The following is a 19,945-nucleotide window of genomic DNA, read 5'->3' on the forward strand; positions in this document are numbered from 1 at the left end:
ACCGCCGGGGCGGAACTAGCCGAGCGTGAACGCGACGGCACTCACCGTGACCGCGAGTTCCAGTGCGGCGCCGAGCACATCGCCGTTCAACCCGCCGAACCGCCGCACGCAATGCCGCACCAGCACCCACGCGAGCCCCAGTGCGAGCGCGACCCCCGCCGGCCCGACCCACCACCGATCGGTGACGAATGCCCCCGCCACCAAGGCGATTCCGGCCCACCCGAGTGCGATGACCGGCCCCTGCGTCCCCGCGACCAGAGCACCGAATCCCGCCCCCGGCGCGGCCTCGATACCCCGCCTGCACGCCACCACCACGGCCACGCGCCCCACCGCGACGGCCAGCACCACGCCCGCCCACCGCCCGGCGTCGGCCAGCGCCCCGAACGAAACCGCCTGCATGGCAACCACGAACACCAGCGCGGCCACCCCGAACGGCCCCGCCCCGCCACTCTTCATGATCTCCCGGGCCCGCTCCGGCGACCCGTAGCTCCCGAGCCCGTCCATGGTGTCGGCGAGCCCGTCGAGATGCATTCCCCGTGTGATCAACCCCAGCCCCGCCACCGCCAGAAAACCGCCGAGCAGCGCCACCCCGCCCACAACGTCGAAGCCCCACAGCAACCCGGCCGCCCCCAGCCCGAGCAGCACCCCCACCACCGGCGCGAGCCCGATGGCCCGCCCCGCCCCCACCCGATCCACCGTCTCCGGCCCTCGCACCGGAACGACGGTCAGCCACGACACCACCAGCCGCACAGCGTTCACCGCACCCCCACCCGGCCGGCGCTGATCCCCCGGAACGCCCAGCCGCTGAGCTCCGCATTGTTCACAGGTGGCCTGCGTGCCACACCACCGCACAGACCGACGCGTCGGCGACAAGAACGACCCCGCTCGCCGGCGCTGTGCCGCCGCGGACGCCAACCCCGTTGCGCCGGAGGCGGTGCGGGTCGTGGTCGCCGCCGCGCACCAGGGCTGCGGCGAGGCAGCTCGGCACGGTCACGACCGCACCCCGCAGTCCGAGCGGAATCGCCTGTCACCCCACCCGCCGCGCATATCTCGAAGTCGCCTTCGCAGCTACACACTTCAGCGCACATGCGCATTCGCGGCCTCGGACGGTTCCGCCGAACGTTGCTTCCCGCCGAGCCGCTCGGCCCGGCGGTCGGTGCCGGGGCACTAGGCACCGGCGGTTTCCGGCGCGTCGGCGGTGCTCACGCCCGCCTCGGCGAAGGTCGCCATCTCGCCCAGGGTCGCGACGGCCGCGCGCAGAAGCGGCAGCGCGGTCAGCGCGCCCGACCCTTCGCCCAGGCGCATCTCCATCTCCAGCAGCGGTTCCATGCCGAGGCGGTCGAGGGCGATCTTGTGCGACGGCTCGCTCGAGCGATGCCCGGCGACCCACCATTCGCTCGCGCCCGAGGCCAGCTGATTGGCCACCAGCGCGGCGGCGGTCACCACCACCCCGTCCAGGATCACCGGCGTGCGGCGCTCGGCGGCGCGCGCCAGGAACCCCGCCATGGCGGCGAAGTCGGCCCCGGACGCGGTGCGCAACAGGTCGATCGGCTCCTTCGCGAACGGCCGCGCCCGCCACATGGCATCGCGGATCGCGGCGGTCTTGCGAATCCACCCGGCATCGTCGACCCCGGTCCCGCGCCCCACCGCGATGACCGGCTCGGTATCGGTGATCGTCGCGATCAGGACCGTCGCCGGTGTGGTGTTGCCGATTCCCATATCCCCGGCGATCAGCAGATCCGCCCCGGAGTCGATCTCCTCGTCGGCGATCGCGACACCCGCCGTGAGCGCGGCCCGCACCTGTTCGGCGGTGAGCGCGTCCTCCCGATCGATGGACCCGCTGGACCGCCGCACCTTGTGCCGCGAGATCTCCGGCGCGGTATCGCCCTGCACCGCAATGTCTTCCACACGCACCGTGGCATCGGCCACCCGCGCGAGCACGTTCACCGCCGCCCCACCGGCCAGGAAGTTCGCCACCATCTGCCCGGTCACCGCGCTCGGGTACGCCGACACCCCGTGCTCGGCCACCCCGTGATCCCCGGCGAACACCACGACGCGCGCCCGCTCGAACTGCCGTGGCGGGCATACGCCCTGGCACGCGGCCACCCAGTTCGCCAGCCGCTCCAGCCGCCCCAGCGCCCCGCCCGGCTTGGTCAGCGACCCCTGCCGCTCCGCGGCCGCGAGCCGCACCGCCGCGTCCGGCCCGGGCACCGCCCCGAACGAAACCTCGGCGACCTCTTTCTTCGAAAAGTCCAGTCCGCCGGCCGAATCCCCGGCGACACCCACACCCGCGCCGACCGCCACGGCAGCCGCGGCAGCCGCACCGTTCCCCGCCGCACCGCCCGCGGGCACGGAGCCCGCGCCGGTGGCGGGCGCATCCGCCTCATCCTTCGACTCCGCGCCCCCGGCCGTCCCGGCGGCCCGCACCTGACTCTGCACAGAATTCGGCCGCAGCAACACCTCGGGGCTCACCGCCTCGGCTGCCGAGACCCCTTGCGCCCCAGCGGCCTCCACCCCCTCGACCTGCGCGACATCGAAGTCGGCCGGTCCCTGCACCTCGGCATCGGAGGCCGAGAACGCCTGCGCGGCAGGCACACCCGCGACCGCACCCGTCACAACGGCGGTCGCCGCGCCCGCGAGATCCGGCTTCAGCCGCAGCGGCTGCCCTGCCACCACCAGGTACACCTCGTCACACACCGCGGCCAGCAGCTGGTTCAGCGTCCCCAGCTCGTCCCGGAACAACCGCCCCGACGGTGACGACGGCACCACGCTCAGCCCGACCTCGGGGCTCACGATCACCAGCGGGTGCTCGTACGCGGTGACGGCGGCGACCAGCGCGTCGAAATCCGGCGCGAGCGTCCCGCGCGGCGAACCCCACGCCGCCCGCGCGTCCACCCGCGCGGTCAGCCAGGTCCCGAGATCATCGATCAGCGTGGCGGCGGCCGGCGTGCCCAGCGCGGCGATCGGATCGCCCTCGACCACGGTCCAGTGCCCGGGCCGCCGGGCCCGATGCGCCGCAATACGTTCGAGGAAATCCCGATCACCCGGATCCGGCACCGCGGTGGCGATATAGCGCACCGCCCCGTCCCGCCCGGCCGCGCCCGCGGCGGCTTCGGCCAATTGTTCCGCGAGGGCCGACTTCCCGGACCGGGCTCCACCGAGCACCAGCGTCCGCAGCGGTCGATCGGTTGTCTGAGCAGTGTGCGACACGTCAGCACGGTATCAACCGCACCGCCCCGCGGGCCGACTGGCACGACCCGCCGCGCGCCCGCGCGGTCACACCGCCGCCACCGCCCGCGACGATCGCGCCGCGAACCCCGCACGCTAGGACACCCGGGCCCCGAACCTGCGCCGATATTCCACCGGCGCGATCCCCACCAGCCGCTGGAAATGATGGCGCAGCAGCGCCCCGGATCCGAACCCGCACCGATGCGCCAGCGACTCCAGATCCAGCTCGGTGTCCTCCAGTAATTGCTTGGCGAGCAGAATCCGCTGTCCGGTCAGCCATTTCACCGGCGTGGTCCCGGTTTCGGCCGCGAACCGGCGCGCGAAGGTCCGGGTCGACATGGCGGTCCGCTCGGCGAGCGATTCCACCGTGTGCGGCAACTCGAGGTGCTCGCCCATCCAGTGCAGGGTGTCACTGAGACTGTCCGAGCTGCAATCCACCACGGGCCGCTCGATGAACTGCCGCTGCCCGCCGTCGCGCTGCGGCGGCACCACCATGCGCCGGGCGATGGCATTGGCCACCGAACTCCCCAGCTCGCGCCGCACCAGATGCAGGCACGCGTCGATCCCGGCCGCGGTCCCCGCGCTGGTGATCAGCGTGCCCTCGTCCACGAACAGCACGTCGGGATCGACGGTGGCCTGCGGAAACCGTTGCGCCAGTTGTTCGACGTACCGCCAGTGCGTGGTGCACTTGCGCCCGTCCAGCAGCCCGGCCTCCCCCGCCAGGAACGCGCCCGAACACACGGTCAGCACGGTGGCCCCGTTGTCCGCGGCCGCCCGCACCGCGTCCACGACCCGCGCGTCCACGTTCTGCAGGGCCGCGAACGGAAAGGCCGGAATAGCCACCAGATCCGCGTCCAGCAGCTGTTCGAGCCCGTACTCCGGCGTCACCTTGATCCCCGGACTGGAGGTGCTCAGCGGCTTTCCGGGCTCCACCCCGCACACCCGGAAGTCGAACGCGGGCAGGCCGTCCATCGTGCGATCCAGCCCGAAAACCTCACAGACCACGCCGAATTCGAACATGGCGAGGCGGTCGTTGAGCACGACGGCGACCTTGGAAAGCATGGCCCCACCCTACCTGGCTGGATCTTTGCGAACAATGTCAGAACAGCCACTGTTGGCAGGAACTGAACTAAAGAAAACTTACTGCCATGCACCCGCTCGTCGCAATCACCACCGCCGGAACCGCCATGAGCGCCCTGGGCTACCTCACCTACGCCGCCATGGCGTACGGCGCCACCGAATCTCTCCGGAACAGCGAGGACCACGTATGACCGCCATCGCCCCCACCCTGCAACACCGCGCCCCGACCGGCGCATTCCAGCCCGCGACGACCGAATCCCGAGCAGCAGCCATGTTCACACGCCTCACCGCCCTGTTCGCCGCCGCCGGCCGGGCCGTCCCCTTCCACCGCGAATCCGCCCGGGAGTACCGGGGATCCACCGGCGTCACCGACCGCGACTTAGACCGCACGTCCATGGAGATCCGCGCCATCGCCTCCGTGCGCGAACACGGGTGAGCCGCACGAACACCCGGTGTCGCGAGCGATCGGCGGCACGGCGCGGCAATCGCACGGCGTCGCGCACCCGCCGATCGCACCCGCCCGCCGACCACCCCGAAATGCCGCGAGGCCGCCGGATACCCGGCGGCCTCGCGCTTTTCGTACCGGCGTTCTAGACGCTGTCCCCCGCGCTGACCCGCGGCTTCGGCGCACGCATGCGGCGAATCTGCGAGGCCCGCACGAACGCGTACCAGCCCAGCGAGAAGCTGGACTCGCTCGCATCCGGGAACCGCTCGCGCACACGGTTGTTCACGATCTTGCCGAGCACCACGCCCTCGATGATCATGAACAGCATCATGATCAGCATGCCGAGCGTCACGATCGCCTGCAGCGCGGGCGAGAGGATCATGCTCAGGATCAACACCAGCGCGAGGGGCATGAACAGCCCGAGCAGATTGCGGCGGGCATCGACGATGTCGCGCACGTAACCCTTCACCGGCCCCTTGTCGCGCGGCAGCAGGAACTGCTCCTCACCGGCGAGCATGCGCGACCGGCGATCCTGCACCTGCGCGCGCCGCTCGGCCGAGGACGCCTTGCGCTCGGCCTTGGTCTGGGATCCCTTGAGCTCCTTGCGCCGGGCCCGCGCCTCCTTCGAGGTCTTGGGCGCGGGCGCGACCGGACCGCGCTTGCGCGCCTCGGCCTCGCGCCGCTTGGGCGTGGGACGGCCCTTACCGGCGGTCGTCGGACGATCCGCGACCGTCGCCGTACCACCGGCCTCGGCCGCGCTGGTCTCGGAGGGGCTGGTCTCGCCACGGCGCAGGAACTTCACGCCGACCAGGCTATTCGATGGCGTGTCCGGGAGAAAACTCCGGTCGGTCCGTTCTGTGTGTCATCGCGCCGACCGGCTACTCTGTAGCGACCACAACCCGTGGCCTGCCGTTGCAATAGCCGCCGCGTACGATTGGGAATAGCCGCCCGCGAAGGTGCGTTGACAGCGGACGAGCCGTGCGCTTCTCACGGGTTGAAAACAGGTCCTTTAGGAGAGTTCATGACTGTGCAGAACGAGACCACCACCGCTCATGGTGCGACTCTGACGGACGCCGCTGCCGCCAAGGCGAAGGCGCTGCTCGACCAGGAGGGCCGTGACGACCTGGCGCTCCGCATCGCCGTGCAGCCCGGTGGCTGTGCCGGCCTGCGCTACCAGCTCTTCTTCGACGACCGCAGCCTCGATGGCGACCTGGTCGTCGAGTTCGGTGGCGTCAAGCTCGCGGTCGACCGCATGAGCGCCCCCTACATCCAGGGCGCCTCGATCGACTTCGTCGACACCATCGAGAAGCAGGGTTTCACCATCGACAACCCCAACGCCACCGGCTCCTGCGCCTGCGGCGACAGCTTCAACTGATCTGACGAACCAGCGCGGAACATCTCCCCGGAGATGTTCCGCGCTGTCGTGTGCTCTGCTCAGTGTATTTTCGAAGTGCGGCCGTGACGTACAGCACGTTCCGCACCCTCCCACCGCCGGCTCGCGTCCCGCACCAGGTGTGCGCAGCGCATGTCACCTGAAGGATTGACGCCCGTGACCATCGCCGTGTCCGCCTCGATCGCCACCGATCACCTCATGCGCTTCCCGGGGAAGTTCTCCGATGTGCTGCTGGCCGATCAGCTCCAGCACGTTTCGCTCAGCTTCCTCGTCGATGACCTGGTGATCCGCCGCGGCGGCGTCGCCGGCAACATCGCCTACGCCATGGGCCTGCTCGGCCGGACCCCGCTGCTGGTCGGCGCCGTCGGTCCCGACTTCGCCGAGTACCGGCAGTGGCTCGAGTCCAACGGCGTGGACTGCTCGGCCGTGCGCATCTCGACCGAGGCGCACACCGCCCGCTTCGTCTGCACCACCGACGAGTCCATGGCGCAGATCGCGTCCTTCTATCCGGGCGCGATGAGCGAGGCCCGCGAGATCGCCATCGGCGACCTGGCCGCGGACCGCGAGCTCGAGCTGGTTCTGGTCGGCGCGAACGATCCCGACGCGATGGTCCGGCACACCGAGCAGAGCCGCGCGGCCGGAATCCCGTTCGCCGCCGACCCCTCCCAGCAGCTGGCCCGCCTGGACGGCGAGCAGGCGCTCTCGCTCATCGACGGCGCCGCGTACCTGTTCACCAACGAGTACGAGTGGGGCCTGCTGCTGTCCAAGACCGGCCTGTCCGAGGCCGAAGTCGGTGAGCGCGTGGGCATTCGGGTCACCACCCTGGGCTCCAAGGGCGCCAAGATCGTCGATCGCGACGGCGCCGAACTGCACGTGGATGTGGTCCCGGACAACGCCAAGGTCGATCCGACCGGCGTCGGCGACGGCTTCCGCGCGGGCTTCCTCACCGGCCACTCCGCGGGCCTGTCCCTGGAGCGCTCGGCCCAGCTCGGCTCGCTCATCGCGGTGCTGATCCTGGAAACCGTCGGCACCCAGGAGTGGACCCTGGACAAGGATGTCGCCCTGAAGCGCCTGCGTGAGGCGTACGGCCCCGATGCCGCTTCCGACATCGAAGCGATTCTTCGCTGACACCTGCCGGACTTTTTCATACCGCACGCTGATCATGTGATCGGCGTGCGGTTCTTCTTGCGCCGGACCCGCACCCGGTCACGGTAGTTTCCCTCCCCCCTCGGCACTCAGCGAAGGACCTGATGATGGTGGTACGGATCGGCGTCGTCGATCTGCTCTCGATGTCGCCCGACAGCATGACGCGACGGGTGTTCCTCGAAGCGGTCGCGGGAGCGGCCGCCCAGCTCGACCTCACCGGGATGCCGAACGAGAACCGTTTCGAAACAACGGTTTTCGGCATAGACCCGCGTGAATCCGCCGACCTCGTGGACTGGTCCGCGCTGGCCGAGATGGACGCGCTCATCGTCAGCGGCAGCGAACCGACCGCCGCCCCCATCGCCGCCGAACCGTGCACCGCCGTCGTCGCCCGCCTGCTCGCCGAGTGCGCGGAGGCGACCTCGCTGCTGTTCTCCTGCCAGTCCGCCCATGCCGCGCTGCATCTGCTGCACGGGGTGGACAGACACCGCCTGTCCCGCAGACAGCACGGCGTCTTCGCGCACACCGTCTACCCCGACCTGGGCGCCGACGCCGACCAGGTCACCCCGATCGGCTTGGCGGGCAACGGCATCGAACGCCTCACCGCGGGCCTGACCGGCTCGGTCCCCATCCCGCACTCGCGCTGGAACGTCATGACCTCCGCGGATCTGCGCGCGGCCGCGGTCCCCATCCTGCTCGATTCCGACGCCGCCCAGTGGCAGCTGGCCTGCTCCGCCGACGGCCTGCGCCACGTCTTCCTGCAGGGGCACCCCGAGTACTTCCACGACACGATGGCCCGCGAGTACCGCCGGGACCTTCGCCGCTGGCTGGCGAACCCGACCCTGCCGTTCCCGGACGTCCCGCTCGGCTACTTCCCGGACGAGATCTACACCCGGCTGCTCGCCCACGCCGAACTCGTTCGCGCCCAGCGTGATCCGGTGCTGCTGGAGAACTTCCCGCTGCCGCTGGACGGCGCCGGCGTGGCCGCCGACTGGGCGTCCCACTCCCGCCTGTTCTTCGGCAACTGGCTGCGCTCGGTCGAAGAGGCTCGCGCCGAACGCGAACTCCTGTCGGCGTAATGACGACTCCGCCACTACGGCGGCAACTGCCCGGGGCGCAGGGCGGGCCCACCTGTCATGGTCGCCGCCGCCGCTCAAACGCGACGGTGGTCCGGCTGCGCTTCCCGCGATCGGGGGCAATAGGCTGTGCCCCATGGGTTCGGACCGTTTGTACTTTCGTCAGCTGCTGGCCGGACGCGACTGGGCGGTCGGTGATCCCATCGCCACCCAGATGCGCAATTTCGCGTACCTGATCGGCGACCGCGACACCGGTGAGTGCGTGGTGGTCGACCCGGCCTACGCCGCGGCCGACCTGGTCGCCATCGCCGAGGACGACGGCATGCGCCTGAGCGGTGTGCTCGCCACCCACCACCACCCCGACCACGTCGGCGGCACCATGCTCGGCTTCACCCTCAACGGCGTGAAGGAACTCCTGGAGAACGTCGACGTCCCCGTGCACGTCAACGCCGAGGAACTGCCCTGGGTCGCCAACGTCACCGGGATCGCGCCCAGCGCCCTGACCGGTCACGCCCACGGCGACAAGGTCTCGGTCGGCGCGTTCGACATCGAACTCCTGCACACCCCCGGCCACACCCCCGGCAGCCAGTGCTTCCTGTTCGACAATCGCCTGATCGCCGGCGACACCCTCTTCGTGGACGGCTGCGGCCGCACCGACTTCCCCGGCGGGGATTCCGAGGCCATGTTCCACAGCCTCCGCAACCTCGCCGACCTGCCCGGCAACCCGGTCGTCTACCCCGGCCACTGGTACTCCGAGGAGCCGAGCGCGACCCTCTCGCACATCCGCGAGAAGAACTACGTCATGCGCCCGCAGACCCTGGAGCAGTGGCAGATGTTCATGCCGAGCTGATTCCCTTACACGAAACGCGCTCGTGCCGAATGATTTCGGGGCGGGCGCGTTACTTCATTTCCGGGGGAAGATCGAACTAGGCTGAACTACAACCATTTCCGGGCACTTTCCGGACAAGGGGGGCACAACACTATGTTTGGATTCGGCCGCACACCGGGGCAGCGGCTGCCCGTGGACGCCAAGGCCAGGTCACTGGCGCATCGCCGCGAAATAGCCTGGCTGAGTGAGGCATCGGTCAGATCCGAGGCGCGGCAGCACGGCTACCGGCTGGGCAGCCAGGATCAGCCGGGGATCTCGATCGGCCGGCCGGTGCGCCGCGGCGGCAAGCTCTACGGTTCGCTGCTGCAGTCGCACGTCGACATCTGGGGTCCGCGCCGCGGCAAGACCACCTCCCGGGTGATTCCGGCGGTGGTCGAGGCCATCGGCCCGGTGCTGCTCACCTCCACCAAACGCGATGCCGTGGACGCGACCCGTGACGTGCGAGAAGCCAAGGGCAGCCCCGTTTTCGTCTTCGATCCGCAGGGCGTCGCCGAGCCCGAACCGGAGGCAGAAGCCGCCTTCTGCTGGGATCCGCTGGCCTGGATCGACCCCGAGCGCCCCGGTGCGGAGGCGCGCGCGGCGAAACTGGCTGCCCACTTCGCCTGCGGCGCGGACATCGCCGTCGCCGGTTCGGATCCGGACTATCTGACCACCGCCGAAGACCTGCTCGCGGGACTCCTGCTCGCCGCCGCGGTGGCCTGCCGCACCATTGTCGAAGTGGTGGACTGGATCGCCAGCCCGCGCAGCGCCGAACCGATCGAACTGCTGCGCCGCAGTGGAAAGCACTGGGCCGCAACCTTCGTGGCCTCGCAGTACCAACTCGATTACCGCAGCCAGGAACGCCTGTTCGGCACCGCCCTGCGGATGGTCAGCTGCCTCCGCAACCCCGAAATTCACCCCTGGATCGTGCCCGGTTCCCGCCCGCTCTTCGACGAACTGGCATTCCTGCGCGACAACGGCACCCTCTACGCCCTCACCCCGCACGAGCGCGGCAGCGCCGCACCCCTGGTGAGCGCGCTGGCCGACGCCATCATCGACGTGGCGATCCGCGAAGCCGACCGCTCCCCCCACGGCCACCTGGCCGTCCCCCTGCTGGCCATCTTCGACGACGCCGCCTGCACCGCCCGCCGCCGCGACCTCCCCGCCCTCTACCCCCGCCTCGGCCCGCGCGGCATCACCGCCATGACCATGCTCCAGTCCTGGTCCCAGGGCGCCCACTGCTGGGGCCCCGACGGCATGGCCGACCTCTGGTCCGCGGCCGACATCCGAGTGGTCGGCAGCGGCCTCGACGACATCGACTTCCTGCACCCCCGCCTTCGAACCGCCCGCCCCGGCCGCAACCAATTCACCCCCACCGACCTGCTCCTACTCCCTCGCGACCGCTTCCTGGTCATCCCCGCCGACGCCCGCCCCGCTCTGACCCGGGCACTCCCATGGTGGCAGGGCGCCTACGCCGAAGAAATCCGAAACTCCCTGGCCAACAGGGAGATCGGAGCCCAGCCGCCTCCGGTTTCGGAGCTCCCGGCGGAGACCCCGGACGACACGGAGGACACCAGCTACGGCCGCATAGCGGAGATCCGCCCGCTGTAGGCGTCGAACCCGGCGCGCGCACGAGTCATCGTGCACGGTGGACGCGGCGTGCCGTGATTCCCCGCAACGAACGTACCCGCCCCGAATATGTTCGGGGCGGGCACTTTTCGAGTACTCGAAGCCGTCAGGCGTAAGTGCGCATCCAGCCGTGGTTGTCGGCGAAGGTGCCGCGCTGGATCCCGGCAAGGGTGTCGCGCTGCGCCCATCACACCCAGACGGTCGCCGGCCGCACAGTCACCGCAGCGGCCTGCAACGGTCCGGTGCCGAAACCTGTCCGCCGACGCAGAAAAACGTGCCCGCCCCGAACACTGTCGGGGCGGGCACGTTTCAGCGTTTCGGCATCAAGCCATGGCGCGCATCCAAGAGTGGTTGTCGGCGAAGGTGCCGCGCTGGATCCCGGTGAGGGTGTCGCGCAGGGCCATGGTCACCTCGCCCGGCTCGCCGCCGCCGATGGTGAACTCGCCGTCGGCATCCTTGACCCAGCCGACCGGGGTGATGACCGCGGCGGTCCCGCAGGCGAAGACCTCGGAGATCTCGCCGGACTCCGCGCCCTTGCGCCATTCGTCGATGGAGATGGTGCGCTCCTCGACCGGGTAGCCCGAGTCGGCGGCCAGGGTCAGCAGCGAGTCGCGGGTGATGCCCGGGAGCAGCGAACCGGACAGCGACGGGGTCACCAGGCGGGCGTCCGAGCCGGTCCCGTAGACGAAGAAGAGGTTGTTGGTCCCCATCTCCTCGACGTTCTTGCGCTCCACTGCGTCCAGCCACACGACCTGGTCGCAGCCCTGTTCGGTGGCCTGCTTCTGGGCGAGCAGGGAGGACGCGTAGTTACCGGCGACCTTGGCCTCGCCGGTGCCGCCGGGAGCCGCGCGCACGAATTCGGTCGACAGCCACACCCGCACCGGCTTCACGCCGCGCGGGAAGTACGCGCCCGCCGGCGAGCCGAGCAGCAGGTACTTGTAGGCGGAAGCGGGCTTGACGCCCAGCCCGGCCTCGGTCGCGAACATGAACGGCCGCAGGTACAGCGATTCCTCGCCACCGGCGGGCGGCACCCAGTCGGCGTCGACCTCGAGCAGCTGCCGCACGGACTCGATGAACAGCTCCTGGGGCAGCTCGGCCATGGCCATGCGCGCGGCCGAGCGCTGGAAGCGCGCGGCGTTGGCGTCGACGCGGAACGTCGCGATGCTGCCGTCGGCCTGCCGGTACGCCTTGAGCCCCTCGAAGATGGCCTGACCGTAGTGGAACACCATGGTCGCCGGGTCCATCGACAGCGGCCCGTAGGGCTCGACCTTGCCGTTGGTCCATTCGCCGTCGCGGTAGTCGAGGGAGACCATGTGGTCGGTGAAGTACCGCCCGAATCCGGGGGCCGCGAGAATCTCCTGCCGTCGCTCCGCCGGGGTCGGGGCGGGATGCGAGATGCGGGTGAATGGTGCGGCAACTGTCATGACGTGGAGTCTAAATCGCCCGCGTCCGGAACGGGGACCCGGTCCACCCGCGCCGTGTCCTGTTTGCCGGATCCGGTGGACGCGGCCGGTGATCCCGACCGGGCGGAATGCCGAATCACACGGGCCACCTCAGCTCGCCAGCCACCTACGCTCGTAGCCGAGGCGGCGCGCTGTCCGAGCGAGCCCGCCCAGTACCAGCCGCTGCACGCCCGCCGGAATCCCGGCCAAATAGCCGTCCTGGTACTCCCACAGCAGGGCCAGGGCCAGCGGGTTGCGCGGGACGCCCGCTTTCGTGGTGCGCCCGGCCGCGTCGAGGGCCTGCCACAGCCGGAACATCTCCCAGTGCCGCAGCGGCGGCCGGATCTCGTGATCCAGCACCACGTCGTCGGTCTCGCTCCAGAATTCGTGCACGACGTTGGCACCGGCAGCGAGCGAATCACCCGCGCCCACAACCTTTTCCACACCGTCGATCTTGAAACGCAGCCGCCCCGACCGCACGGTCCACCGCTCACCCAGCACCGGATGCCAATGCGGCCCAGCCTGCCGCCCGGGCATGGGCAGTCGGTGCCGAAGCCGCAGGAACGCCCCGCCCTCGTCCACACCCTCCTCGACGAAGGTCACTTCGTGCCCACTGCGAAACGTGAGGGTCGCTTTGTCCATTTCCAATATATAAAGGTAACCTTCCTATCGTGTCAACACCCGACCCCACCCTGCTGAAGCTCCTCGTTCAGGTCACCCACGTCTTCGAACAGACCCTGGACGACGACCTCCGCGCCGAGCTCCACGACACCCTGCGCCCCGCCCACTACGCGGTGTTCCGCCACCTGTCCCCCGAGGGTTCCCGCGTCACCGCCCTCGCCGAGTCGGCGGGCATGACCCAGCAGTCGATGGGTGAGCTGATCACGCACCTGGAACGCCACGGCTACGTCGAACGCACCGTCGACCCCGCCGACCGCCGCGCCCGCGTGGTCGTCGCCACCGAGTCCGGCCGCGCCGCGGTGACTCTCGCGGGCGAACGGATCGCCGCGATCGAGCGGCGCCTGAGCGCCGACCTCGGCGAGGATGGCCTGAAAGACCTTCGGTCGCTGCTCGCCCGCTCCCTGGGCTCGCTCCGAGGACTCCGGAACCCCTGAGCGCCTACGGCTTCCGACGCCGTCGCCCGACTCCGGCCCTGGGCGGCTTACCCCCAGACGACCATTCCGGTCGCCGTAGTCGGGACTTGGTGTTGATTCACGGGACCGGTGTTCCGCCGGTGGACCGAAACTACTCGGGCACCGGCGGTGTGGCCCGGAGGTGGGACATATCCGCCGGAGGTCCGTACGGGCGTGACCGCCAATTTCCGTGCACTATCACGCCCCAAAAGGCAGGAACCCGCCCCCTGAGCCCCGACAGTGCATGTCTTTCGGCACTCACCTCACGCGGTATGCGGCTCCACGAACGGCGGCTTGACGACCTCGCACTTGATCCGCCGCCCCCGCACGTCCACCTCGACCTGGGCGCCCGGCTCGATCCCCGACGCGGTATCGATGAGCGCCAACGCGATTCCCACCTTCAGCGTGGGCGAGAAAGTCCCCGAGGTGGTTTCACCGACCTGCGCATCCCCCTGGAACACGCCCTGCCCCTGCCGCAGCACGCCCCGGTCGATCGCCTTCAGCCCGAGCAGCAGTCGCCGCGGCCCGTCGGCCTTCTCCCGAACCAGCGCCTCTTTCCCCCAGAAGTCGTCCTTCTTCCACCCGACGGCCCACCCGGTCCGCGCCTGCAATGGCGAAATCTCCAGCGACAGTTCGTGTCCGTGCAGCGGGTACCCCATCTCGGTGCGCAACGTGTCCCGCGCACCCAACCCGGCGGCCTGCCCGCCCGCGGCCTCGACCTCGGCCACGAGCGCCCGGAACACCGCTTCCGCGTCGTCCCACTTCGGCAGCAGCTCGTACCCGTGCTCACCGGTGTACCCGGTCCGGCACACCCGCACCGGCCGCCCGTCCCATTCGGCGTCCTCGTACGCCATGTACTCCATGTCGGTGGGCAGCCCGAGCTTGGTCAGCACCTCCGCCGACTTCGGCCCCTGCACCGCGAACACCGCGTACGACCGATGCTCGTCGGTGATGGTGATCCCCTCGGGCGCGACCTTCCGCATCTCGGCAACCACGGCCGCGGTATTGGCGGCGTTCGGCACGAGGAAGATCTCGTCGTCACTCACGTAGTACGCGATGAGGTCGTCGATAACCCCGCCCTCGGCGGTGCAGCACAGCGTGTACTGCGCCTTCCCCGGCCGAATCCGCCCGAGGTCGTTGGTCAGCGCGGAGTTCACGAACGCCGCGGCCCCCGCCCCCTTGACCGTGGCCTTTCCCAGATGGCTGACGTCGAACACGCCCACGGCGGTCCGCACGGCGGTGTGCTCCCCCACCGTCCCCGCGTACGACACCGGCATCTCCCACCCCCCGAAAGGCGCGAAGGTGGCGCCCAACTCGACGTGGACGGCATGGATCGGCCCCTGCAACAGCTTCTCGTCGGTCACCCGAGGAAGCTTATCGCCCACCGCGAGCCCCGCCGATGCGGGCAATTCGCCACGTACCCGACGGCCCCCGCCACACCCGGAACCGAACCCACCCCACCAGCGTCGATACCTATGACGGCAGCCTATCGCCGCAGCTCCCCGAGGTAGTGCCTGCCAGAAGTTAGCGGGCACCCACGGCGCAGCGGCATCCACGAGCACGCCCCGAGGAGGAACCGCCCGATGTATGTGGACATCGACCTGCTGCACCGCCTGCACCGGGCGTGGCTCACGACCTCCCGCGAGATGAAAACGGTCCCCCGCGAGGGTATAGCCGACCTAGAGGGCGAGCTGCCCGGCTCCCGCGCCGAAGCCGCCCTCCGCGACCTGGGCACCGACGTCTACGAGTCCTACCTCGAAGTCGCCTACCACTTCGATGCCCTCGAAACCCTGACTCGCGGCGCGAAGGACACGTACGTCGTCACCGACGAGTTCTGGGCGAGCCGGCTCGCAACGATGGCCCGCGAGTGACGTACACGGTCTCGGCTGTCACCCACTGGCGTCCCGAATCCCTGGCCGAACGCGCCGCGATCCTCGCCGCCGGCGCCGAATACATCACGCACACCCTCGAATCCGCCCGGCACGAAGCCGACGAAATCGCCAACGGCGGCTGGACCGGTGAAGCCGCCGCCCAGGCCTACGCCCGCGTCGAACGCGAGCACCGCATGGGCAAACGCTGTCGCCGATCGTGGCGCTCTGTCCAGAGTTGGTGCGCAGCAACCATGCCGCGCACGTACCTGGCCGAAGATCCTGCCTCGGTTCAATCGCGCGGACCGACTCATCGGCCGGAGAGCTCCGCCGGTTGAGCGGCGTGTGCGCCGAGGTAGGCACGCAACCGCCCCTCGTCGAGAACCTCGATGTGCTGTCCGCGCGAACGAAGTTCGGCGACCCGAGCCGCCTTCGTGGTGCTGAACGCGGACGGGTCGTCGCCGGTGAACCTGTCGCCGATGACCAACGCCGTCGTGCGGCGGGTGACGTTCTTTGCGGGGGTCGCGCCGTGGATTGCTATTGCGTCCCATGCCTGCTGGCGGGTCATGGACGCCAGCTCGCCGGTGAAGACCACCACGCGGCCGTGTAGCGGGTGGGTCGGGTCGGCGCCGGTTACCTCGGGCATCACCAGTTGGGGGCGATCGTAGAAGGAGCGACGGTGGGACCGCTCCGAGCGCTCGGCCTCGGGCCGATCCAGGTCGACGGGGCGGGCCGCGCGCCTGCTGCGGTAGGGCCGGTCGACGCCGGTGGTTTCGAGTTCGAACAGCGAGCCGACGCCCGTCCGAGCCGCCAGCGCCAGCACGATGTCAGCCGCCGCCATCGCGTCGGCCCCGGCCTCGTGATGGGCGAACACCGGAATATCCAGCGCCGCAGCCACATCCGGCAGCCGGTAACTCTCCAGATCCAGATGCCGTCGCGACATCGCCAGACTGCAGCTGAATTCCCATGCGGGCATGGTGATCCCGCTGCGCGTACACGCTTCGCTCAACGCCCCGCTGTCGAAACTAGCGTTGTGCGCGACCAGCGGCAGGTCACCCACCAGCGCGGCAACCTCGGGCCACCGCTGCGCGAACCCCGGCTCGTCCGCGACCGTCGCGGCCGAGATCCCGTGCACCCGAATGTTGTGCTGATTGAAGAAATCCACGGCCCGCGGCGGCCGGCACAACCACGACCGGGTATCGACCCGCCGCCCGTCCCGCACCACCGAAACACCAACGGCGCAAATGCTTCCCCGCGCCGAGTTGGCCGTCTCCACGTCGATGGCCGCGAACGACAATCCCATCGTCACCGCACCCGCACCGGCAGCGCCCGCGGCGTCCGCCCACCGTGCTCCACCAGAAACGGCCGCGCCACCCGCAACGACTCGAACTCCGCCCAGGCATCGGCGAGCCCGGCCAGCCCCCACGCCATGGCCAGCACGGGCCGAACCTCCGGATCGACGTCATGCAGCGGCTGCCGGGCCGCGGCGGGATGCACCATCTCCGGCCACACCGGCCGAATCAACTTCCCCGCCAACGTTTCCTGATGCCGCGTGAACACCCCGTCCACAGCCTCCACCTCCGCCTCGACCGCCGCCACCGTACCCGCCAGATCAACGACGTCCGCGGCGTCCCCGGCAACCTCGTCACACCACAGCCGCCGATGCCCACCCGTGAGCCGCTCCACGGTCTCCCCATCCCCGGCATCAACGACCCAAGCGCCCGATAGCCGCGAAAGCCCCATCCCTCGACCGACATTCACATGCCAGACAACCAACCGGTCGTTCGTTTGGGAAAGCACAACCACGAGGGACAACACACTCTGGTCAGCGATGCTCATGACGCTCCGAATTCGCCGCGGATGGTCTGCACGGGCCACCGTAGAGCATAGGTCCGACAGGTCAACGACTTTCGGCCCACTGCGGGGTAGAAATCGTTGTCAGAGAGGTGCATAGACCTCGAAGGAAGCCGGGCTCGAGCCAGCCCGCAGCCGCGTCGGCAATCGCCCTCTACCGGACAAGCCCGATCCGCCAGCATTCAACGGCTACCGAACCACGTTGTCCGCGGTCGGGACTCATCACGTCCGCAGCCGTAGATCGGACAGCACCATTGAGCCGACTCCGGCATCGTGGTTGACGAAGACGAAACGAGTACCCACGCCGAATTCGTGAAGTCCTAGACCAGAGGATCATCCGAATCTGTGGCTGTATCGGTCAACTTCCCTACCCACTAGGATTTCTCCCGTTACACAGCGCGCTGAGAGGTCGACCGTGGCTGGATTCCAATTACGAATAGCGAACGAGTCCAGTCCCAGGGCTGCGCTGCTCCGCCGGATAGCCGGTGTCCTGTTGGAGACCCCTTGCCAATCGGCCCAGCAGCTCAGCGCCCGGTTGGCGATTCCCGACGTAACCCCCGCCGTTGTAGCCCGACTGCTGTACGGCGAAGTCGCGGTTTTCGAAGTCCTAGGGCCCGAGCAGCCATCGATCTGGGGCATACGTCCGGAAGCCGAGGAATTGGTTGCGTCGTGGCGGGACGACGTGCCCGAACGCCCCGAAACGCCTGTCGGCAGCGAGGATCGGCAATCGTCCGAGGGCCATCGGACACCGGATTCGTGCTACACCGGCCCGCCACTGCGTGCCTGGCAGATCGAGTCACTCGATACCTGGTCCGCCCACCGCCACCACGGGCTCGTCGAGGCCGTCACCGGATCCGGCAAGACCGCCGTCGGCATTCGAGCGGTCGCGATGGCACTCGACGAAGGCCGTCAGTCCGTGGTGCTGGTGCCCGGCATAGACCTGCAGAATCAGTGGTTCGAGGCCCTTCGCACAGCGATACCGAGTTACCGGATCGATCGACTCGGCGGCACCGGACTGTCCCGTCCACCCGCGCGGTGGGATGTTCTGGTCGCGGTCGTGAACACGGCCGCCCGCACACCGATTCCGGCCGCTGCGGGTTCGCTGCTGGTCGCGGATGAGGTGCACCGCTACGGTGCGGGCACATTCGCCAAAGCCCTGACGGACTCCTACGAGTGGCGCCTGGGACTGACAGCCACGTTGGAGCGCTCGGACGACGCCGTCGAAGAAGTACTCCTACCCTATTTCGGCCGACTGGTTCCAGGCTGCGACTACGCCCGCGCGCAGGCCGACGGCATTCTCGCACCGGTGAAAATGGCCTTGGTCGGCGTTCATTTCACCGCTCGTGAACGCGCGCTGTACGACCGTGCCAACGATGTGGCCAGCAAGGCCAAGACCATTCTCATCGACAGCTACGGCGCCCCCGAAGATTCTTTCGGCGCCTTCATGAGCTTCACCGCTCAACTCGCGAAGGAGGGCAGGGGTGAAAGTGGCCGAACAGCGCAGCGTTACCTGAAGAACTTCGCGGAACGCCGCCGGGTACTGGCAGATTGCGAGGGAAAGCTGGGCCTGGTTCGCACCCTGCCGATCCCGGAATTGACCGCGACCAAGTCGATTCTGTTCACCGAGCGAACCTCGACCGCGGGACAGGTGAGTTCGATCCTCGAACAGGCCGGCCTGCCTTGCGGCTACATCGGTTCCACCTTGAAGCCGGAAGATCGTGCCGGAGTGCTCGACCGCTTCCGTACCGGTACGCTGCGCGCGCTGGCAGCCCCACGTGTGCTCGACGAGGGCATCGACGTTCCGGACGCTCAGGTGGGGCTCGTATTGGCCGCCAGTCGCACCCGGCGGCAGATGGTCCAGCGGATGGGCCGGGTGGTACGCCCCAAATCCGACGGGCGCACCGCCATATTCGTCGTCGCGTACGTCTACGACACCCCCGAGGACCCGGCGCTCGGCGCACACGAGGCGTTTCTGGAAGACCTCACCGCGATCGCCGATCAACGCGAAACGGTGGTGACCACCGAGCTCGTTCCGCTCCTGCGATCGTGGCTCGAAGCCGCACCGCGAGCGGTCGCTCCCGTGCAGACCACTCCGGCCCCTCCCCTCGGCGCTTTCCCCTCCCCGATCGCACCGGTTCCGGCTCCCCGATCCCCGTCGCTACCGACCCCGGCGGACGTGGCGGCTCGAATCCCGACGCACGAGCACCCGGTTCCCGTTCCGCACGAACAGCTACCCGACGCGCCCGCCGAACCCGCGGCCACTGCCGCGTCTTCTCCTGGGACCACAACTCACTCGGAGCCCCGCCGGGAGGAACCTCACCCCGAGTACGACGTCCCGAAACCGTCGATCACCCCCGGCCTCGAAGCCGCCGTTCCGACGAATCAAGCGTTCTCGCCGCAATTCTCGGATGCACGAGCCGGCGTTCCGGTCTCATCGGAAACCACATATCTGGAACGGGCGAGCCGCGTGTTGGACCTCGGCGATCTCACTACCCTGTGGTCGACGAGCACCCGGATCGGAGCGTGGATGAGTACGGACGATGCCGGCTGGCGGATGGAATGGCTCGCCGAATGCCTCTATGAACTGTCTCGCCCCACCGATGACGACGTCATTCGCTGGCAGCTCACCATGCGCGCGGTCAACAACTGGGCGATGAGCTCGTCCGACCCGCTCGACGAATTCATCGATGTCGCAAAGGTATTGCGCCGGGGCGCGAACACCCGAACCGAACTGCTCAAGTTCGCGGCCGACCTGCGCGGGGTCGAACTGGTCGACCTGCTGTAGC

Annotated in this window: 20 protein-coding genes; 11 read left to right on the forward strand and 9 right to left on the reverse strand. The window is 69.3% G+C overall.

The features are described from left to right. Positions 1-15: 15 nt before the first annotated feature. The 3 genes from ACFVBH_RS37735 to ACFVBH_RS37745 all read right to left on the reverse strand — a co-directional run bounded on the left by ACFVBH_RS37735 (position 16) and on the right by ACFVBH_RS37745 (position 4,290). On the reverse strand, positions 16-759 hold the full coding sequence (locus tag ACFVBH_RS37735) for an adenosylcobinamide-GDP ribazoletransferase (RefSeq protein WP_379009459.1): 744 nt from the start codon (positions 757-759) through the stop codon (positions 16-18). Positions 760-1,167: 408 nt separating this feature from the next. Continuing rightward, on the reverse strand, positions 1,168-3,210 hold the full coding sequence (gene cobT / locus ACFVBH_RS37740) for a nicotinate-nucleotide--dimethylbenzimidazole phosphoribosyltransferase (protein ID WP_379009464.1): 2,043 nt from the start codon (positions 3,208-3,210) through the stop codon (positions 1,168-1,170). A gap of 114 nt (positions 3,211-3,324) precedes the next feature. Beyond that, the gene (locus ACFVBH_RS37745) at positions 3,325-4,290 is read right to left on the reverse strand and encodes a helix-turn-helix domain-containing protein (protein ID WP_354989300.1); all 966 of its coding nucleotides are present in this window, start codon (positions 4,288-4,290) and stop codon (positions 3,325-3,327) included. A gap of 86 nt (positions 4,291-4,376) precedes the next feature. On the opposite strand from ACFVBH_RS37745, the gene ACFVBH_RS37750 reads away from it, so the two are divergent. Next, on the forward strand, positions 4,377-4,499 hold the full coding sequence (locus tag ACFVBH_RS37750; RefSeq protein WP_354989301.1) for a hypothetical protein: 123 nt from the start codon (positions 4,377-4,379) through the stop codon (positions 4,497-4,499). Further along, the gene (locus ACFVBH_RS37755) at positions 4,496-4,744 is read left to right on the forward strand and encodes a hypothetical protein (protein WP_379009470.1); all 249 of its coding nucleotides are present in this window, start codon (positions 4,496-4,498) and stop codon (positions 4,742-4,744) included. The genes ACFVBH_RS37750 and ACFVBH_RS37755 overlap by 4 nt, the downstream gene beginning before the upstream one ends. Positions 4,745-4,898: 154 nt before the next feature. Here the strand turns inward: ACFVBH_RS37755 and ACFVBH_RS37760 are convergent, their stop codons facing one another. Next, positions 4,899-5,555: a DUF3043 domain-containing protein gene (locus ACFVBH_RS37760; protein ID WP_354991174.1), complete on the reverse strand. Its 657-nt coding sequence runs from the start codon at positions 5,553-5,555 to the stop codon at positions 4,899-4,901. 219 nt (positions 5,556-5,774) lie between these two features. Between ACFVBH_RS37760 and ACFVBH_RS37765 the strand changes: the two genes are divergently transcribed. The 5 genes from ACFVBH_RS37765 (at position 5,775) to ACFVBH_RS37785 (ending at position 10,844) form a co-directional block, all read left to right on the forward strand. Beyond that, the gene (locus tag ACFVBH_RS37765) at positions 5,775-6,128 is read left to right on the forward strand and encodes an iron-sulfur cluster assembly accessory protein (RefSeq protein WP_354991175.1); all 354 of its coding nucleotides are present in this window, start codon (positions 5,775-5,777) and stop codon (positions 6,126-6,128) included. 174 nt (positions 6,129-6,302) lie between these two features. Further along, the gene (locus tag ACFVBH_RS37770; RefSeq protein WP_354991176.1) at positions 6,303-7,274 is read left to right on the forward strand and encodes a carbohydrate kinase family protein; all 972 of its coding nucleotides are present in this window, start codon (positions 6,303-6,305) and stop codon (positions 7,272-7,274) included. Between the two features lie 125 nt (positions 7,275-7,399). Then, the gene (locus ACFVBH_RS37775; protein ID WP_379009481.1) at positions 7,400-8,368 is read left to right on the forward strand and encodes a homoserine O-succinyltransferase; all 969 of its coding nucleotides are present in this window, start codon (positions 7,400-7,402) and stop codon (positions 8,366-8,368) included. Positions 8,369-8,501: 133 nt separating this feature from the next. Further along, positions 8,502-9,215 (forward strand): MBL fold metallo-hydrolase, encoded by a 714-nt coding sequence (locus ACFVBH_RS37780; RefSeq protein ID WP_354991178.1) that lies wholly within the window; start codon positions 8,502-8,504, stop codon positions 9,213-9,215. 132 nt (positions 9,216-9,347) lie between these two features. Then, a complete protein-coding gene (locus ACFVBH_RS37785; RefSeq protein WP_379009488.1) occupies positions 9,348-10,844 on the forward strand; it encodes a type IV secretory system conjugative DNA transfer family protein in 1,497 nt (498 codons plus the stop codon). 341 nt (positions 10,845-11,185) lie between these two features. On the opposite strand, the gene ACFVBH_RS37790 is transcribed toward ACFVBH_RS37785, so the two are convergent. Both ACFVBH_RS37790 and ACFVBH_RS37795 read right to left on the reverse strand, forming a co-directional pair. Then, positions 11,186-12,286 (reverse strand): branched-chain amino acid aminotransferase, encoded by a 1,101-nt coding sequence (locus ACFVBH_RS37790; protein ID WP_379009493.1) that lies wholly within the window; start codon positions 12,284-12,286, stop codon positions 11,186-11,188. A gap of 129 nt (positions 12,287-12,415) precedes the next feature. Continuing rightward, positions 12,416-12,946 carry a cupin domain-containing protein gene (locus ACFVBH_RS37795; protein WP_379009499.1) on the reverse strand — a complete coding sequence of 177 codons (531 nt, stop codon included), beginning with the start codon at positions 12,944-12,946 and terminating at the stop codon, positions 12,416-12,418. A 29-nt stretch (positions 12,947-12,975) separates the two neighbouring features. Here ACFVBH_RS37795 and ACFVBH_RS37800 point away from each other — a divergent pair, with 29 nt between their 5' ends. Next, positions 12,976-13,419, forward strand: a complete 444-nt coding sequence (locus tag ACFVBH_RS37800; protein WP_379009509.1) for a MarR family winged helix-turn-helix transcriptional regulator — start codon at positions 12,976-12,978, stop codon at positions 13,417-13,419. A gap of 281 nt (positions 13,420-13,700) precedes the next feature. On the opposite strand, the gene gcvT is transcribed toward ACFVBH_RS37800, so the two are convergent. Beyond that, positions 13,701-14,801, reverse strand: coding sequence for a glycine cleavage system aminomethyltransferase GcvT (gene gcvT / locus ACFVBH_RS37805; protein WP_354991183.1), 1,101 nt, complete (start codon positions 14,799-14,801; stop codon positions 13,701-13,703). 219 nt (positions 14,802-15,020) lie between these two features. Between gcvT and ACFVBH_RS37810 the strand changes: the two genes are divergently transcribed. Together ACFVBH_RS37810 and ACFVBH_RS37815 are read left to right on the forward strand one after the other, a co-directional pair. Beyond that, positions 15,021-15,308: a hypothetical protein gene (locus ACFVBH_RS37810; protein WP_379009522.1), complete on the forward strand. Its 288-nt coding sequence runs from the start codon at positions 15,021-15,023 to the stop codon at positions 15,306-15,308. After that, positions 15,305-15,643, forward strand: a complete 339-nt coding sequence (locus tag ACFVBH_RS37815) for a hypothetical protein (RefSeq protein WP_379009529.1) — start codon at positions 15,305-15,307, stop codon at positions 15,641-15,643. Before ACFVBH_RS37810 ends, ACFVBH_RS37815 begins: the two co-directional genes overlap by 4 nt. Here the strand turns inward: ACFVBH_RS37815 and ACFVBH_RS37820 are convergent. Then, a complete protein-coding gene (locus ACFVBH_RS37820) occupies positions 15,616-16,608 on the reverse strand; it encodes an exonuclease domain-containing protein (RefSeq protein WP_379009537.1) in 993 nt (330 codons plus the stop codon). The two genes, ACFVBH_RS37815 and ACFVBH_RS37820, sit on opposite strands and share 28 nt — an antisense overlap. A gap of 2 nt (positions 16,609-16,610) precedes the next feature. Next, positions 16,611-17,144, reverse strand: a complete 534-nt coding sequence (locus ACFVBH_RS37825; RefSeq protein ID WP_379009541.1) for a hypothetical protein — start codon at positions 17,142-17,144, stop codon at positions 16,611-16,613. Positions 17,145-17,652: 508 nt separating this feature from the next. Between ACFVBH_RS37825 and ACFVBH_RS37830 the strand changes: the two genes are divergently transcribed. Next, positions 17,653-19,944: a DEAD/DEAH box helicase family protein gene (locus ACFVBH_RS37830; protein ID WP_379009547.1), complete on the forward strand. Its 2,292-nt coding sequence runs from the start codon at positions 17,653-17,655 to the stop codon at positions 19,942-19,944. Position 19,945 lies beyond the last annotated feature (1 nt).

The sequence above is a fragment of the Nocardia sp. NPDC057668 genome (assembly GCF_042799795.1).
Taxonomy (GTDB): domain Bacteria; phylum Actinomycetota; class Actinomycetes; order Mycobacteriales; family Mycobacteriaceae; genus Nocardia.